Below are 14,233 nucleotides of genomic sequence, written 5' to 3'. Positions count from 1 at the left end.
CTCACCCGGCGCGGCTGTCGGGCACGCGGTCGGCGACAGGGCCGCCCGGGGGCGGCTCGGCCGCATCCGCGTGCAGGGACGGAACGGTGGCCTCGCCCGCCTTGTTCTTCACGGTCGCGGCGTAGATGTCGACATATTCCTGCCCCGACAGCTGCATCAGCGCGTACATGACCTCGTCGGTGACGGTCCGTTCGACGAACCTGTTCCCGCCCATGCCCTCGAACCGGGAGAAGTCGATGGGCTCACCGATGCGCACGGTGATCTTCGCCGGGCGCCACATCTTCGAGCCGATGGGATTCATCCGGTCGGTGCCGATCATGGCCACGGGGATGACCGGGACCCCGGTCTCGAGCGCCAGTCGCGCCAGGCCGGTCTTGCCCTTGTAGAGGCGTCCGTCGGGTGAGCGGGTGCCTTCCGGGTAGATGCCGAGCAGTTTCCCCTGGCCGAGCACGCGGACCCCGGCATTGAGCGCGTCCTGGGCGGCGTCGGCGCCGGTGCGGTCGATGGGCACCTGCCCCACCGAGGAGAAGAACCAGCGTTGGAAGCCGCCTTTGAAGCCGGTACCCGTGAAGTACTCGCTCTTGGCGAGGAAGGTGATCCGGCGACGCACGAGCAGCGGCAGGTAGAAGGAATCGAGAACCGCTCGGTGGTTACTGGCCAGAATGGCCGGACCGTGCGCCGGGATGTTCTCGCCACCTTCGAACGTGGGACGACCCATGAGCCACAGCAGCGGCCCCAGAAGGACATATTTGAACAGCCAGTACCACATGGCATCCTTCCCGAATTCGATCGTCCCCCCGCGGCCCGATGCAGCATCGGCCCGCCGGTCGACTTTACGACGATGTACCCGCCACACGCACATCACCGCAGTGCTCGAACCCACGCTTTCCGTATCTACGTGACGATAATCTCACCCGCACAGCGGGATCAGGGTCGATCCGGCACGGCCCTCCGTGCGAGATCGGCGGCGCCGATCAGACCGGCGGCGTCACCGAGTTGCGCCACCCGCACCCGCGCGAGCGGGCGGTGACCGGCACCGGTCGTCGCGGCGGCGTAGTGCTCGCGCGCATCGTCGAGGAACAGCGGTGCGGAATCGGAGACTCCTCCCCCGATCACGACGAGTTCCGGATCGTAAACGTCGGCGACGAGCGCGAGGCCCATCCCGAGACGTCGGGCGAAATCGGCGAAGGCCGCGAGAGCGACGGGGTCGCCGTCGTGGGCCGCTCCCGCGATCCGCCGGCCGGTGAGCGATCCCGGGTCGGAGGCGACATCGGCGGCCAGAGCGGAGCGTCCCGGCGCCGCCGCGAGCATCTCGACGGTCGTGTCCACGAGACCTGTTCCACTGCAGTACCTTTCCCAGCATCCACGCTTTCCGCACGGGCACGGCCGTCCCTCGGGGACGATGCGGAGGTGCCCGAGTTCGGGGGCGACGCCGTAGGCACCGCGGTAGATCCTGCCGTCGAGCAGCAGGGCGGCACCGATCCCGGTGCCGAGCGCGAGCATCACCGCGATGCGACTGCCCGCGGCCGCACCGAAGCGGTACTCGGCCCATGCCGCGGCGTTGGCGTCGTGTTCGAGGACGACGGGAAGTCCCAGACGCGCGGTCAGGATCGCCGCGAGGGGTGTCTCCGTCCAGGGCAGATGAGGGGCGAACCGCACCGTGGTGCGGTCCTCGGTGAGGAATCCCGCGACCGCCAGCCCGACCGCCGCGACGTCGTTGCGGTCGCGGAGATGGTCGACGAGGCGCTGCAGGGCGTTCTCGAGGGCGACCGCCGAGGACGGTGTCTGTGTACGCGTACTGTCGACCACCACACCGTTCCGGTCGACGGCCGCGGCGCGAATGCTCGTGCCTCCCACGTCGATCCCGATCGTGAGCACGGAATCCTGCCCGTTCCTGCCGGTCACGTGCGGACGTCGACGGAGATCGGCACGTAGGCGGGCCGATCCCGCGCGGGCGCGTCCGGCGGCGGCTCCGGCGGATCGGTCTCGCCGGTGCGGCCCAGGTAGCGGGAGACGAGCTCGCGGAGCAACGCGATCAACGCCGCCAGTCTGGTGGCCAGCCGGGTGACCAGTTCGTGGTCCTCACCGCGCAGCAGAGCCGCACCCGCGCACAGCGGGCACCAGGTGCAGCCCGCGGAGGTTCCGTGCTGCTCCGGCGCCGCGGGCGCGTCGCTGTCGTTGGACGGCACGGCGAACTGCTGTACGACTCCTTCGACCCGGTCGAGTACCGCGTCGGCGAGCACCAACAGCTCCGAGAGCAGCGCTTCGTGATCGTTTCTCATTGCGGCCACATTGCCGGATCCGGAACGAATCGGATCACCAGGTCGGTCCCGTCGAACTCGGCCTGCGAGACATCGCACCGGCGCAGACCCGACGCGAGACGCAGTCGGCGGCGCATGCCGTCGGCACCGACGATCAGATCGTCGCCGATCCGCCCGAGCGTCAGCGACGCAGGATCCGCGAGCGGAAGGTACATGCGCATCGCGTACACCGCCTCGACCCCCGTTCCCGACTCGTGCTGCACCCGGACCGGTTCGTCGCCCTGCCCCTCCCGGGCGGGTGCGTCCCGGCGGATCGTCGCAGCGAACTCCCCCAGAGCTGCCAACCCTACCGGCTCGACCGCGCGTCGCTCGTACACGATCACCGGTGCTTCGGTGACGGTCGCACGGATCTCCTCGACGACGGTCTCGTGAGCGGCCCGCTGGGCGGCGAGCATCCGCGCCGCCGCACCGGTGCCGCTCAGCGCGGGCGCGACCCCGTTGATCACGACCGTGCCGAGCCGGATGCCTGCGAGCGCGAGCCACGAGCGCACGCGGCGCAACTCGGCGTGACCGGCCCGGTCCGGACTCGCCACCAGCACGGCGGAGCTGCGGCGACGATCGTCGAGCAGATCGCGGATCCCGGTGAGGCCCGCCAGCATGCGATCGAACACCGCGACCAGCACGGCCACCCGGGGATCCTGACCGCCTGTCGCCTCGACGCGGCTGTGCTGCGGCCAGATCCGTTCGAGATAGTCGGAGACCGTGCGCGGCCCGGCGAGAGTGCGCAGCGCATCGGCCGAGGCCGGAGTGTCGACGACGATCTCGGCCCACCGGCCCGTCTCCGCGAGGCGGGCCACCTCCGAGAGCACCAGCAGTTCCTGCACCCCGGGCAGCGCGGTGAGTTCCTCCGGCTCGGGCAGGTCGAACTGTTCGGCGTGCTCGTGCGCACCGGCCAGGGCTGCCATGGATGCCAGGACCGAATACCGCCGTCGGAGCAGTTCCGCCGCGTCGATCTGCGTCATCTCGAGGTTGTCCTCGACGCTGCGGATGTCCGCAGGGCCGGCCTCGCTCCGGTCGTCGGGCGCGGGCACGTCGAGAACGTCGGCGAGCGAATGTGCCTGGTCGATCGACACGACGAGAACGGATTCGCCCGCCCGGGCGGTCGCGAGCGCGTCGGCGGCGGCCACGGTTGTTTTCCCTGCACCACCTTTACCGACGAACCATCGGATGCGGGCCGAGGCCGGGCCGGGGCTGCTGTTCAGCTCTCCACCTGCTTCTTGAGTTCCTTGAGGGCGGTATCGGTGATGACCTTCTCCGCCTTGCGCTTGAACAGACCGATCATCGGGATCGTGAGATCGACCGTGAGCTGGTAGTCGACGACCGTGGTGCCGTCCGGAGTCTCGTTGAGTACGTACGAACCGGACTGGGCTTTCTGGATCTCACCGCTCTCGAGTTCCCAGCTCACCGCACGGTTGTCGGACGCCCACTTGTACCGCAGGACATAGGTGTCCTTGACGATGCCCGCATCCAGGACGAAGCGCACCCGCTCGGCTCGCCCGTCGGGGCGATGTTCGATCACCTCGACGGTCTTCGCCGCCTCCACCCATGTGGGGTAGGCATCGAAATCTGCGATGACCTCCATGACACGCTCGGCCGGCGCGTCGATGGTGATCGACCTCTTGGTCTTCTCGGCCATGTGGTGAAGGCTCCCTTTCTCGGTACCTCGGGTGCACCTGTGAGTCCCGCTCCGACGGTCTGTCACGCACCGTCAGCACTACGGTATCGGGATGCGATCCTTCACGGGCGCGGCGGTTCACCGGCCGGACGGCCTGCTTCGAGGCGTTGCTTGATCTCGAAGGTCATCACCTTCCCCTGGACGCGCCGTACCCGGTTCATGTCCGCGAGATCGAGACCGGCGACCCGCTCCGGAGCCACGCCCGTCGGTTCGCAGTGCAGGAAGTAGTGGATCACCGCGCCGTCGAGCACGGGCTCGATCCACACCTCCATCGTCCCCTCGAGCGGACCGGAGACGGCCCAGCGGATCCCCTTCTCGGCTCGGTCCTCACGCACGGTCAGTGCGAGGTCCGGCCACCACGCGCGCCACCTGTCGAGCGCCGCGACCTCCGCTGCGATGCGCTCCGGGGGCGCCGCTACGAAGGTCTGGTCGGCCACCTGAATGCTGCTCACGCAGGACAGCTTCACATATCGCGCGTCCGCGCCGTCAGGTCACCCCGCCGACCGCGCCGCGCCCTCCGGCGGATACGCCGCGGTGTCGAGGAAGCCCCGCAGTCTCGCGCCCAGGACGTCCCACCGCCAGTCGGTAGAGACCCACTCGCGGCCGGCCGCGCCCATCGCGGCGGCACGATCCCGGTCGGCCAGGACGCCGGAGACCGCCGTGGCGACGGCTGTCACCGAGGTGCCGTCGACGACGAAACCGGTCCGGCCGTCCCGCACGGTCTCGGGTGCGCCGCCCGACCGGCCGGCCACGACGGGCACACCGGTCGCGGATGCCTCGAGGTACACGATGCCGAGCCCCTCGACGTCGAGCCCGCCGCCGCGGGTCCGGCACGGCATCGCGAACACGTCGGCGATGGTGTGGTGGGCGGCGAGCTCGGCGGCGGGCACCGTCCCGGTGAACACGACGTGCCGATCGACGCCGGTGCGGTGAGCGAGCTCCCGCAGCCGTGTCTCGTAGGGCCCGCCTCCCACGATGACGAGAACGGCGCCGTCGATGCGCCGGCGGATCTCGGGCAGCGCGCGGATGAGCATGTCCTGCCCCTTGCGGGGCACCAGCCGGGACAGGCACAGCACGGTGGGGCGGGCACCGAGTCCGTATCGGGACCGCAGTTCGGCGCGCGCACCCGGATCGGGCCGGAAGACGTCCGTGTCGACCCCGGAGGGAAGATGCTCGAGTCCCGCCTCGGGACCGAAGGCCGAGGCGAACCGGCCGCGCGTGTAGCGGCTGACGAAGGTGACGATGTCGGTGTGATCGCCGATCTGCCGCAGTGCCCGGCGGGCTCCGGGCAGCATCGACCAGCCCACCTCGTGGCCGTGTGTACTGGCGACGATGCGGCGCGCCCCTGCACGCCGCATCAGCGGCGCCATCGTGGCCAGGGGTGCGGCGGCTCCGAACCAGACGGTCTCGCAGTCGTGATCGACGAGTAGCCGGGCCGCCCGCCGTACGACGTCCGGGGTGGGAAGCATCAACGTCGTGGGATGCCGAACCACTTCGTAGGGTGCACGCGCGTCGAACTTCACGTGACTGTCGCCGCGCCAACGCGGCGCGTAGACGACGAGGTCGTCGGGCGGCAGCTGGTTCGTGAATGCGTGCAGATACGACTGGATGCCCCCGGGACGGGGAGGGAAGTCGTTCGTCACCAGGAGGGTCCTCGGCATGGGTCCACCGTAGAAGGAGCGGCCCGCGACTCGGCGCAGGGGTGTCGTCAGACGCGCCCGCTGAGCCACTGTCCCCATCCGTCGACGAAACCGGCGGTGCCGACGCCCAGCAGATCGGTCAGCACCCGATCGAGACGGTCCTCGGCGCCGGGACCGGCTGCGAGCGCGCGGTACAGCGCGACCAACCGGTCGTGTCCGAACTCGGCCGCGGTGAACGCAGCGATCGACCAGGCCGTCTCGTAAGCGAGCACGGAGTCCTCGGACGTGAAGTCGTCGTCGTCCGGGAGGCCCGCCGGTACGCCGGACGAGCGGATCCGGGCGGTCAGCGTCGGCGCGATCCGCCGCACGTCGACCTGCGGCCCGACGCCGTCGTCCGCCACCGTGCGATGACCGATGTAATCGGCGAAACCCTCGAGGATCCACATCGGGGAACCGTCGACGGTCTCGGTCCGTGCCGCGACGTGCACCATCTCGTGGGCGAGGACCACGCGCAGCGAGGTGCCGTCGAGCCGGCTGCTCGCCGCGGGATTGAAGACGATCCGCTGCCCGGTCGCGACACCTCGGCCGTGGTCCACCTCGTCGGAAACCGCGACCGCCGCGATCTCGTCACCGTCGTGATCCGGGCCGACGAGATGGGTGAACTCCTGGCGGGAGGACGTGACGACCACGAGGGCCCGCCTGGACCAGTCGCCGCCCCACAGGTCGTCGACGGAGTCGACCGCGGCGGGCAGTTCGCGTGCCGCCTCGTCGATGAAGGCGGCGTCGTCCGGGTGACCGATCACGAGTGATCGCCCACCCTCGGTCTCCGCTTCGGCGACGTGCAGCGGACCGTGATCCCAGGGCCCTCGCCAGGTCGCGCTGGTCGTGCCGGCGAGGACGGGGGCGTCGTCGGCGATCCGCCAGCCCTGGGGTCGGTGCACGAACAGCACGGTCACCGGACGGTAGGTCGGGAGGTCGTCGATGCCGTCCACCGCGAACCGGAGGCGCACACGGTGGACCCGCACCTCGTCGGTACCGAACCGAGCGAGGATGTCGGTGGGGGCCGGAAGCTCGGGTTCGGGGGCGAGCTCGTAGCCGAAGTCCGCGAGGGGAACCGAGGCGATCGCGGCGGTCCTTCTCCGTTCCGCCTCGAGGAGAACCGGGGAGGATTCGTCGATCACGGCGGGAAGCGCCTGGGCGTCACCGGCTCGGACCGCGCGTCCCCACTCGTCGAGCACGGCCTGCAGGTCGGCTCTCACACCCGCGTCGGCACTGCCCGTCCCGGCCGGGTCGACCGCGAGCAACACGCCCGCGGTGACGAGTGCAAGCACGAGGCCGGCGAGGCCGAGGCGTTCCCATCTGCGGGTACCGGCAAAAGTGAACGAACGCGCAGGCACCGCGTCAGTCTAGGTCGGCGCCTGCCGCTCCGCCGGTGCACCCTCCGCGGCAGCGAGCTCCCGTCCGTGCCGGTTCAGTACCGCCGGGCGCTGTGGAACGGGAATCGATCGATCGACTGGACCTTCACCGGCACCCCGAAGGTGGAGGCGTGGACCATGTTGCCGTCACCGACGTACATGCCGACATGGGAGGCGTCGTCGTAGAAGATCACGAGGTCACCGGGCTGCAGATTGGCGCGGGAGACGGAGACACCACCCTGCGCCTGGGCCTGGCTCGAGCGCGGTAGCGCCTTGCCGACCTGCTTGTACGCCCACACCATGAGTCCGGAACAGTCGAATTGGTCGGGTCCGGTCGCGCCCCAGACGTACGGCGAGCCGATGCGGGACAGTGCCGCGCGGACGGCGGCTCCGTTACTCCCGGGCACGAGATGCTGCAGGATCTTCTCGGCGTCGAGGCCGGGCGGGAAGGGGGTGCCGGCGAGTGCGGCCTTCTCCTCGTCGCTCAGGGCCTCGAAGGCATCGAGAACACCTTCGATCTGCTGTTCGAGTTCGGCCTGTTTACGTTGCAGGTCGTCGCGGAGGGTCCGGGCCTGCTCGGCGGCGGTTCGCGCCTCGTCGGCCGCCTGCTGTGCGGCCGCGGCGGCCTCCGCAGCGGCAGCGGTGGCCGTCCGGAAGCCGTCGACCTCCCGAGCCGTCTGCTCACCGAGTACGTCGAGAAGCACCATCTGGTCGAGCATCTGCTGCGGGGAGTCGCTCACCATCACCGCGAACAGACGGTTGGTGCGTGCCCCGCGATAGTTGGCCCGCGCGAGCTTGTCGACAGTGGGCTTGAAGCGGGCGATGTCGGCGCGGGCGACGCCGAGAGCCTCGTCGGCCTGCGCGGCGCGGAGCTCCGCCTCCTGCTGCGCCGCCGCCTTCGCCTCGAGGTCCATGCCGGCGGCGTGCAATGCCTCGGTCGCCTGTTCCGATCGGCGCGACAGGTCGGCGAGATGCTCGAGACGCGCGGTGGGGCTCTCCGCGGCCGGCTGTGCCGTCACCGGGGAGACGGTGAAACCGAGGATCATCAGAATCAGGGTGACGACGAGAGCCGGGCGGCCGGTTCGTCGCGCACCCGGCGCTCGAACGACGTGCTTCGTCCTGTCGGAAACCACGGGGTCTCGCATCCTTTCCCAAAGGTCTCGATCAGGTTACGGAATCGCATAGGTTTGTGTCTACTAGCGGGTAGCGCCTACACGAGAGCGCGATATGTGATCGCAGAGTCCTCGCCGGCAGACGAAAGGGCGGGCCCGGCATGTGCCGGACCCGCCCTCCTCGCGGACGCGACGGTCGATCAGAAGCGGCGCGCTCCGTCGACAGGCATCGAGTTCAGCGGCGCGATCTTGACCGGCTGGCTCGAGGTCGAGGCGTGCACGATGTTGCCACCGCCGATGTAGATACCGGTATGGCTTCCGCCGTAGAACGAGACGACGTCGCCGGGCTGGAGAGCGGCGATGTCGACCGGGGTGCCGGCGGATGCCTGCTCGTAGCTCGTACGCGGGACGTTCAACCCGGCCTGCTTGTAGGCCCACTGCACGAGACCCGAGCAGTCGAAGGAGTGCGGGCCGGCCGCACCGTAGACGTAGGGGGCACCGATCTTCGACTGCGCCGCGTCGGCAGCACGCTGCCCGACCGAGCTGTAGGGCGCCGAGAAGGACGCAGCCGGAACGGTGGGGACGTTCTCGGGCGCCGGCGGGAGGAGGTTCGCGACCTCCGGCGGCACGGTCACGCCGGCGGGGAGGTCGAACGATCCGACCCCGGGGATGTCGATCGTGTCGGCCATCGCCGGACCGGCCGAGACGGTGACGGCTCCGAGAGCGATGGCGCCGACGACGAGAGCGCGCCGGACATTGCGCTTGCTGTTGTTCGAGACCACGAGGGGGTGTGCTCCGTTTCTTCCGTTCACCCGCCGACCGAGTTAGCTGACGGGTTCGGGCCGGAAGATCAGCCCTACCCCTCGCCCCGACGGGCAGAGGGGATTCACCCCGAGTACTACTAGGTGGGTCCCCGGCTCGGACCTCCCGAGAACAGTGGAAGGGCCGATTAGGCGGTAACCGCGCGGCTCCGATCCGGAATGGGCCGGAAAACTCTCCGCTCGGTCTCGAAAAGATTACGAAACGGCATCGGTGAAGTCGAGACCATCGCAGCGGACAGCCGCCTCCCACGCCCGATTTGCGCAGTAACACCCAGCCTCGGCAACGGTCCGATAACGGCGAGATAACAGAGAGAGGGACGGTACGTGATCATGACCGGGCCGAGCACGGACCGCCGCCGGAAATGACCGTTTCCACCGACAGGATCGCAGGTCAGGCTTTCCCCCGGACACCGGACGTGTATGCCTCGCGCCCGATTCGACCGAATACATCCACGGAGGCCGATCGGTCGGTTTCCGGGGCCGCGAATACCCCGCCGAACCGCACCGAAAACGGTCTGTGATCCTCGTCTCGACAGGTTTTCCGGAGGCCCCGGAACGGGATGTCGGTGCGCATTCCTAGGCTCGCCCCATGACCTCGCCGCGGCCTTTCGGCACCACTTCCCCGCGACGATCTCCCGACCCTGCCTTCCACGAACGACAGGACTCCGGAATCGATCCCCGCTCCTCCGGCATCGGAGTCCAACTCGGCTTCGACGAACTCGACACACCGCTGCGCGAGACCACCTTCGTCGTCGTCGACCTCGAGACCACCGGAGGGAGAGCCGCCGACGACGCCATCACCGAGATCGGCGCGGTGAAGATCCGCGGCGGAGAGGTACTCGGCGAGTTCGCCACCCTCGTCGACCCGGGCCGGCCCATTCCTCCGTACATCGTGCAGCTCACCGGTATCACCACTGCGATGGTCTACGCGGCACCGAAGATCGAGGAGGTACTGCCCGCCTTCCTCGAGTTCGCGTGCGGAGCGGTGCTCGTCGCGCACAACGCAGGCTTCGACGTCGGATTCCTGAAGGCTGCCGCCACCCGATGCGAGCTTCCCTGGCCCCGCTTCCAGGTGCTGTGCACCGTCAAACTGGCCCGCCGTGTCCTCGGGCGGGACGAAGCCCCGTCCGTGAAGCTGTCGGCACTGGCCGAACTGTTCCGCGTCTCCACCGTCCCCACCCACCGCGCGCTGGACGACGCACGCGCCACCGTCGACGTCCTGCACGCACTCATCGAACGTGTCGGCAATCAGGGCGTGCACAGTCTCACCGAGCTGCGCGACTACCTTCCCGTCGTCACCGCCGAACAACGCGCCAAACGTGCCCTCGCCGCGCACCTTCCCCGTAAGCCCGGCGTCTACATGTTCCGGGGCCCCTCCGACGAGGTGCTCTACGTGGGCACGGCCGTCGACCTGCACCGGCGCGTCCGTACCTATTTCACGGGCTCGGAGACGAGACCACGGCTCCGGGAGATGGTCGCGCTGACCACCCGCATCGACCATGTCGAATGCGCCCACGGACTCGAGGCGGGCGTGCGCGAACTCCGCCTGCTCGCTGCCCACACCCCTCCGTACAACCGCAGGTCGAAATATCCGATGCGAGGCTGGTGGATCGTCCTGACCGACGAGGCCTTTCCCCGGTTCGCCGTGAGCCGCACACCGGGCCCCGATGCGACGGGTCCGTTCTCGGTCCGCGCCGACGCGGCCGATGTCGCAGCGCTCCTCGCGGAGATGTGCGGTCTGCGGACGTGCACCCGCCGGATCGGGCGTACGGCCCGGCACGGCGACCGCTGCCCACCCGTGGCGGTCGGCGGGTGCGCGGCAGCGCGATTCGGCGTTCAGGACTTCTCTGCGTATGCGGGTCAGGTGGAGCACGCACGCGCGATCGTGCGCGGCACCGCCGACGAGGCGGTCGACGAGATCCACGACCGGCTCTCCACCCTGGTGCACGACCAGCTGTTCGAGAATGCGGCCCGTCTGCGCGACCGGCTGGCGACCGCACTGGCCGCCCTGCGGCGCACCCAGCGCCTGGCCTCACTGGCGGCGGTCGACGAACTGATCGCCGCACGGCCCCGCGCCGAAGGCGGATGGGACTTCGCGGTGATCCGCGCCGGACGGCTCGCCTCTGCCGGAGTGGCACCGCGCCGCGTGGCCCCGATGCCGGTCGTGGAGGCGATCGTCGCCGGCGCCGAGACCGTGCGCCCGTCACCGGGTCCGCTGCGCGGCGCATCACCGGAGGAGATCGGACTCGTGGCGCGATGGCTGGACGGCGACGGAGTCCGCATCGTGCGCGCCAGTCACGGTTGGTGCGAGCCGGCGCGTGGCGCCGGCCGGTGGAGCGCCTGGGCCGAACTCGCCCGCGACGCCCGCGCCGTCCACGGGGCCCTCTCCACCGACGTCGCCCACCGCATAGGCTGAGGGAATCCCTGAGGAAGGCGAAGGAGACCACATGATCAACGCGATCGTCCTGATCGATGCCGAGGCACACCGCATCCCCGAGACCGCGCAGGCGGTGGCCGATCTCGAGGGCGTCGATACCGTGTACTCCTGCGCGGGGGACGTCGATCTCGTCGCCGTGGTCCGAGTACGGGACCACGAGCAGATCGCCGAGGTCGTCACTCGCGGCATCAACAAGATCGAAGGGGTGACGAAGACCGTCACCCACATCGCGTTCCAGTCGTACTCGAGCGCCGACGTCGAGGCGGGCTTCTCGATCGGGAACTGAGACCGACCCGCACGGCGAACACCGCGACGGGCCCGCACCGACAGCGTGCGGGCCCGTCGCGGTCTGCCGGTCGTTACTTCTCGGAGGCGGAACCGAGACGCGTGCTGACCTCGGCCCAGCGCGACAGCACGGTCGCCGCGGCCCCGCTGTCGATCGCCTCCGCCGCGGTCTCGAGTCCGGCGGCGAGGGCGTCTTCGAGCGCACCGTCCACCCCGCGGAAGGCTGCGATCGCGCCGGCGGCGTTGAGAAGGACAGCGTCGCGCACCGGTCCCTTCTCCCCGGCGAGAACCGCTCGCGCGATCACGGCGTTCTCTTCGGCATCGCCTCCGCGCAGCGCGTCGAGCGGGACGCGCTCGATACCGAGATCCCGCGGATCCAGGCCGACGAGCCTGACCTCGCCGTGACGCACGATGTGGACGCTCGAGGTCGTGGAGGTGGTCAGCTCGTCGAGTCCGTCGTCACCGCGCACGACGAGCGCAGAACTGCCGCGCTGCGCGAGTACGCCCGCGACGGTGCCGATGAGCGGTTCGAAGGCGCACCCGATCAGTCCGGCTCCGGGGCGGGCGGGGTTGGTCAGCGGCCCGAGGACGTTGAAGACCGTCGGGATGCCGATCTGCTTGCGCGGTGCGGCCGCGAAACGCAGCGCCGGATGGTAGACCGGCGCGAAGCAGAAACCGATTCCCGCCTCGGCGACCGAGTGCGCCACCGCTTCCGGCCCCAGGTCGATGTGCACCCCCAGAGCCTCGAGCACATCGGCGCCTCCGCTCTTCGAGGACGCCGCGCGATTGCCGTGCTTGACGACGCGGATACCCGTGGCGGCCACGACGAGCGACGCCATGGTCGAGATGTTGACGGTGTTCGCCCGGTCGCCTCCGGTGCCCACGATGTCGACGACGGCGCCGTCGACCGGGACCAGACGGGCGTAGTCGAGCATGGTGTCGGCGAGTGCCCGCAGCTCGTCGGGGGTCTCGCCCTTCATCTTCAACGCAACGCCGAAGGCGGCGATCTGGGCGGCCGTAGCGTTGTCCGAGAAGATCTCGTCCATCGCCCACCGCGCCTGTGCGCGGGACAGATCCTGACCGGCGGTCAGCGCTCCCAGCACGGAGGGCCAGCTCGGCGCCACCTCGTCCGCGTCTCGCGTCGCGTTCATCGCACCCGCCCTCGCCGCATCTCGCTCCCTACCGGGCACCGGCGTGCCCTCCGGGCAGTCAGCTTAGTCAGCAGAATTCTGCGGTTGCAGTGCGTCCCATCCCAGCGCGGTTCCCCCGAGTCGCTGCGCGAGGGAGGCCATCCGGGACTTCTCCTGTGCACAGTGCAGTGCGTCGAGCACCTGTACCCGCTGCAGGACCAGCGTGGCCTCCTCACCCGCTGCCGACCGCACCCGTCCCTCGGCCACCGCGACGACATAGCCGTCCTGGCCCGCGAGCTCCGAGGCCCTCTCGAAGGCGTCCTCAGGAAGGGCGAGGTGATGACGAAGAACGGCCTCGCTCTCGGACCTCCAGGACGGCTCCGAGGCCGCTCCACGGTCGAGGGCGGTCGAACAGGCCTCGGCGTCGTCGAACGACGAGACCACCACCACGAGGTCGGTCCGGCTCGCATCGAGCGCTTCGGTGCGGCGGCCGGCCAGGGAGCGCAGCCACGCCCGCAGGCCCTTTCCGGTACTCATGTCACCACGATCGCATGCCGCCCGGAGGGCCTCGACAGTGGTCGATGCAGGACCGCGGGCACCGCCCGCAGCGGTGTCCGCGCGCGCCTCCCAGAGGCGTTCACCTGGTGAATCTTCGGTCCCGGACCTGCACGGACGCGCCGATTTCGGCCCCGATTGCCCAAGACGTACTACGAAGGGTCATACTAGCCAGCGTGACGAGCGCAGTAGGGACTTCAGGATCTGCAATCACACAGCGCGTGCACTCGTTGAACCGGCCCAACCTGGTCAGCGTCGGCACCATCGTGTGGTTGTCCAGTGAGCTCATGTTTTTCGCAGGGCTCTTCGCCATGTACTTCGTGGCACGGGCACAGGCGCCGGAGGGCATGTGGCCTCCGCCGCCCACCCACTTGAACCTGTGGCTGGCGGTACCGATCACTGCGGTGCTGATCGCCTCCTCCTTCACCTGCCAGCTGGGCGTGTTCGCCGCCGAGCGCGGTGACGTCTTCGGACTGCGGCGGTGGTACATCATCACCCTCGCGATGGGCACCTTCTTCGTGCTCGGCCAGGGCTACGAGTACTTCACCCTGGTCCAGGACGGCACGACCATCCCGGGCAGCGTGTACGGCTCGGTCTTCTACATCACCACCGGCTTCCACGGCCTGCACGTGATCGGCGGCCTCATCGCGTTCGTGTTCCTGCTGTTCCGCACCAAGGTCAGCAAGTTCACGCCCGCCCAGGCCACTGCAGCCATCGTCGTTTCGTATTACTGGCACTTCGTCGACATCGTATGGATCGCGCTGTTTGCCACGATTTATTTCATCCGTTAGCCAACTGAACGCCCAGGCAGCCCCCTGACGTCCAGTCCGTCCCGACATAAA

General features: G+C 69.5%; 15 protein-coding genes and 1 riboswitch. Of the genes, 3 read left to right on the top strand and 12 right to left on the bottom strand.

Annotation, left to right across the window (positions count from 1 at the left end):
* Position 1: 1 nt before the first annotated feature.
* From MOM01_RS14635 to MOM01_RS14590, 10 genes are all read right to left on the bottom strand, one after another.
* Positions 2-769, bottom strand: coding sequence for a lysophospholipid acyltransferase family protein (locus MOM01_RS14635; RefSeq protein ID WP_241386156.1), 768 nt, complete (start codon positions 767-769; stop codon positions 2-4).
* Positions 770-927: 158 nt separating this feature from the next.
* Entirely contained in the window at positions 928-1,905 is a 978-nt protein-coding gene (locus tag MOM01_RS14630; protein ID WP_241386155.1) for an ROK family protein, read from the bottom strand.
* Positions 1,902-2,282 carry a hypothetical protein gene (locus MOM01_RS14625; RefSeq protein WP_277609749.1) on the bottom strand — a complete coding sequence of 127 codons (381 nt, stop codon included), beginning with the start codon at positions 2,280-2,282 and terminating at the stop codon, positions 1,902-1,904. The genes MOM01_RS14630 and MOM01_RS14625 overlap by 4 nt, the downstream gene beginning before the upstream one ends.
* On the bottom strand, positions 2,279-3,490 hold the full coding sequence (locus tag MOM01_RS14620) for an ArsA family ATPase (protein WP_308196997.1): 1,212 nt from the start codon (positions 3,488-3,490) through the stop codon (positions 2,279-2,281). The genes MOM01_RS14625 and MOM01_RS14620 overlap by 4 nt, the downstream gene beginning before the upstream one ends.
* Before the next feature lie 29 nt (positions 3,491-3,519).
* Positions 3,520-3,957: an SRPBCC family protein gene (locus tag MOM01_RS14615; RefSeq protein WP_241386152.1), complete on the bottom strand. Its 438-nt coding sequence runs from the start codon at positions 3,955-3,957 to the stop codon at positions 3,520-3,522.
* A 101-nt stretch (positions 3,958-4,058) separates the two neighbouring features.
* Positions 4,059-4,448 (bottom strand): polyketide cyclase / dehydrase and lipid transport, encoded by a 390-nt coding sequence (locus MOM01_RS14610; RefSeq protein ID WP_241386151.1) that lies wholly within the window; start codon positions 4,446-4,448, stop codon positions 4,059-4,061.
* A 39-nt stretch (positions 4,449-4,487) separates the two neighbouring features.
* The gene (locus MOM01_RS14605) at positions 4,488-5,657 is read right to left on the bottom strand and encodes a glycosyltransferase family 4 protein (protein ID WP_241386150.1); all 1,170 of its coding nucleotides are present in this window, start codon (positions 5,655-5,657) and stop codon (positions 4,488-4,490) included.
* A 47-nt stretch (positions 5,658-5,704) separates the two neighbouring features.
* Positions 5,705-7,033 (bottom strand): hypothetical protein, encoded by a 1,329-nt coding sequence (locus tag MOM01_RS14600; RefSeq protein WP_241386149.1) that lies wholly within the window; start codon positions 7,031-7,033, stop codon positions 5,705-5,707.
* Positions 7,034-7,107: 74 nt separating this feature from the next.
* Positions 7,108-8,097: a C40 family peptidase gene (locus tag MOM01_RS14595; protein ID WP_241386351.1), complete on the bottom strand. Its 990-nt coding sequence runs from the start codon at positions 8,095-8,097 to the stop codon at positions 7,108-7,110.
* 266 nt (positions 8,098-8,363) lie between these two features.
* Positions 8,364-8,945, bottom strand: a complete 582-nt coding sequence (locus tag MOM01_RS14590; protein ID WP_241386148.1) for a C40 family peptidase — start codon at positions 8,943-8,945, stop codon at positions 8,364-8,366.
* 15 nt (positions 8,946-8,960) lie between these two features.
* Positions 8,961-9,129: riboswitch (cyclic di-AMP (ydaO/yuaA leader) on the bottom strand.
* 444 nt (positions 9,130-9,573) lie between these two features.
* Here MOM01_RS14590 and MOM01_RS14585 point away from each other — a divergent pair.
* Both MOM01_RS14585 and MOM01_RS14580 read left to right on the top strand, forming a co-directional pair.
* Positions 9,574-11,400 carry a DEDD exonuclease domain-containing protein gene (locus MOM01_RS14585; protein ID WP_241386147.1) on the top strand — a complete coding sequence of 609 codons (1,827 nt, stop codon included), beginning with the start codon at positions 9,574-9,576 and terminating at the stop codon, positions 11,398-11,400.
* Positions 11,401-11,431: 31 nt separating this feature from the next.
* A complete protein-coding gene (locus MOM01_RS14580; protein WP_241386146.1) occupies positions 11,432-11,707 on the top strand; it encodes an Lrp/AsnC family transcriptional regulator in 276 nt (91 codons plus the stop codon).
* Positions 11,708-11,780: 73 nt separating this feature from the next.
* Here MOM01_RS14580 and trpD read toward each other — a convergent pair whose 3' ends face one another.
* A complete protein-coding gene (gene trpD, locus MOM01_RS14575) occupies positions 11,781-12,857 on the bottom strand; it encodes an anthranilate phosphoribosyltransferase (protein WP_241386145.1) in 1,077 nt (358 codons plus the stop codon).
* A 63-nt stretch (positions 12,858-12,920) separates the two neighbouring features.
* The gene (locus tag MOM01_RS14570) at positions 12,921-13,373 is read right to left on the bottom strand and encodes a hypothetical protein (protein WP_241386144.1); all 453 of its coding nucleotides are present in this window, start codon (positions 13,371-13,373) and stop codon (positions 12,921-12,923) included.
* 194 nt (positions 13,374-13,567) lie between these two features.
* Between MOM01_RS14570 and ctaE the strand changes: the two genes are divergently transcribed.
* On the top strand, positions 13,568-14,182 hold the full coding sequence (ctaE, locus tag MOM01_RS14565) for an aa3-type cytochrome oxidase subunit III (protein WP_241386143.1): 615 nt from the start codon (positions 13,568-13,570) through the stop codon (positions 14,180-14,182).
* The last annotated feature ends 51 nt before the right edge of the window (positions 14,183-14,233 follow it).

Origin of the sequence: Rhodococcus sp. CH91 (assembly GCF_022554085.1) — a bacterium.
GTDB lineage: Bacteria > Actinomycetota > Actinomycetes > Mycobacteriales > Mycobacteriaceae > Rhodococcus.
This window is presented reverse-complemented; position numbering and strand designations above follow the sequence as displayed.

Excerpts from the sequence above, each read along its gene's own strand:
- MOM01_RS14635 (WP_241386156.1), bottom strand. The coding sequence starts at position 769 with ATGTGGTACTGGCTGTTCAAATATGTCCTTCTGGGGCCGCTGCTGTGG.
- MOM01_RS14625 (WP_277609749.1), bottom strand. The coding sequence starts at position 2,282 with ATGAGAAACGATCACGAAGCGCTGCTCTCGGAGCTGTTGGTGCTCGCC.
- MOM01_RS14615 (WP_241386152.1), bottom strand. The coding sequence starts at position 3,957 with ATGGCCGAGAAGACCAAGAGGTCGATCACCATCGACGCGCCGGCCGAG.
- MOM01_RS14605 (WP_241386150.1), bottom strand. The coding sequence starts at position 5,657 with ATGCCGAGGACCCTCCTGGTGACGAACGACTTCCCTCCCCGTCCCGGG.
- MOM01_RS14595 (WP_241386351.1), bottom strand. The coding sequence starts at position 8,097 with ATGATCCTCGGTTTCACCGTCTCCCCGGTGACGGCACAGCCGGCCGCG.
- MOM01_RS14585 (WP_241386147.1), top strand. The coding sequence starts at position 9,574 with ATGACCTCGCCGCGGCCTTTCGGCACCACTTCCCCGCGACGATCTCCC.
- MOM01_RS14580 (WP_241386146.1), top strand. The coding sequence starts at position 11,432 with ATGATCAACGCGATCGTCCTGATCGATGCCGAGGCACACCGCATCCCC.
- trpD (WP_241386145.1), bottom strand. The coding sequence starts at position 12,857 with ATGAACGCGACGCGAGACGCGGACGAGGTGGCGCCGAGCTGGCCCTCC.
- MOM01_RS14570 (WP_241386144.1), bottom strand. The coding sequence starts at position 13,373 with ATGAGTACCGGAAAGGGCCTGCGGGCGTGGCTGCGCTCCCTGGCCGGC.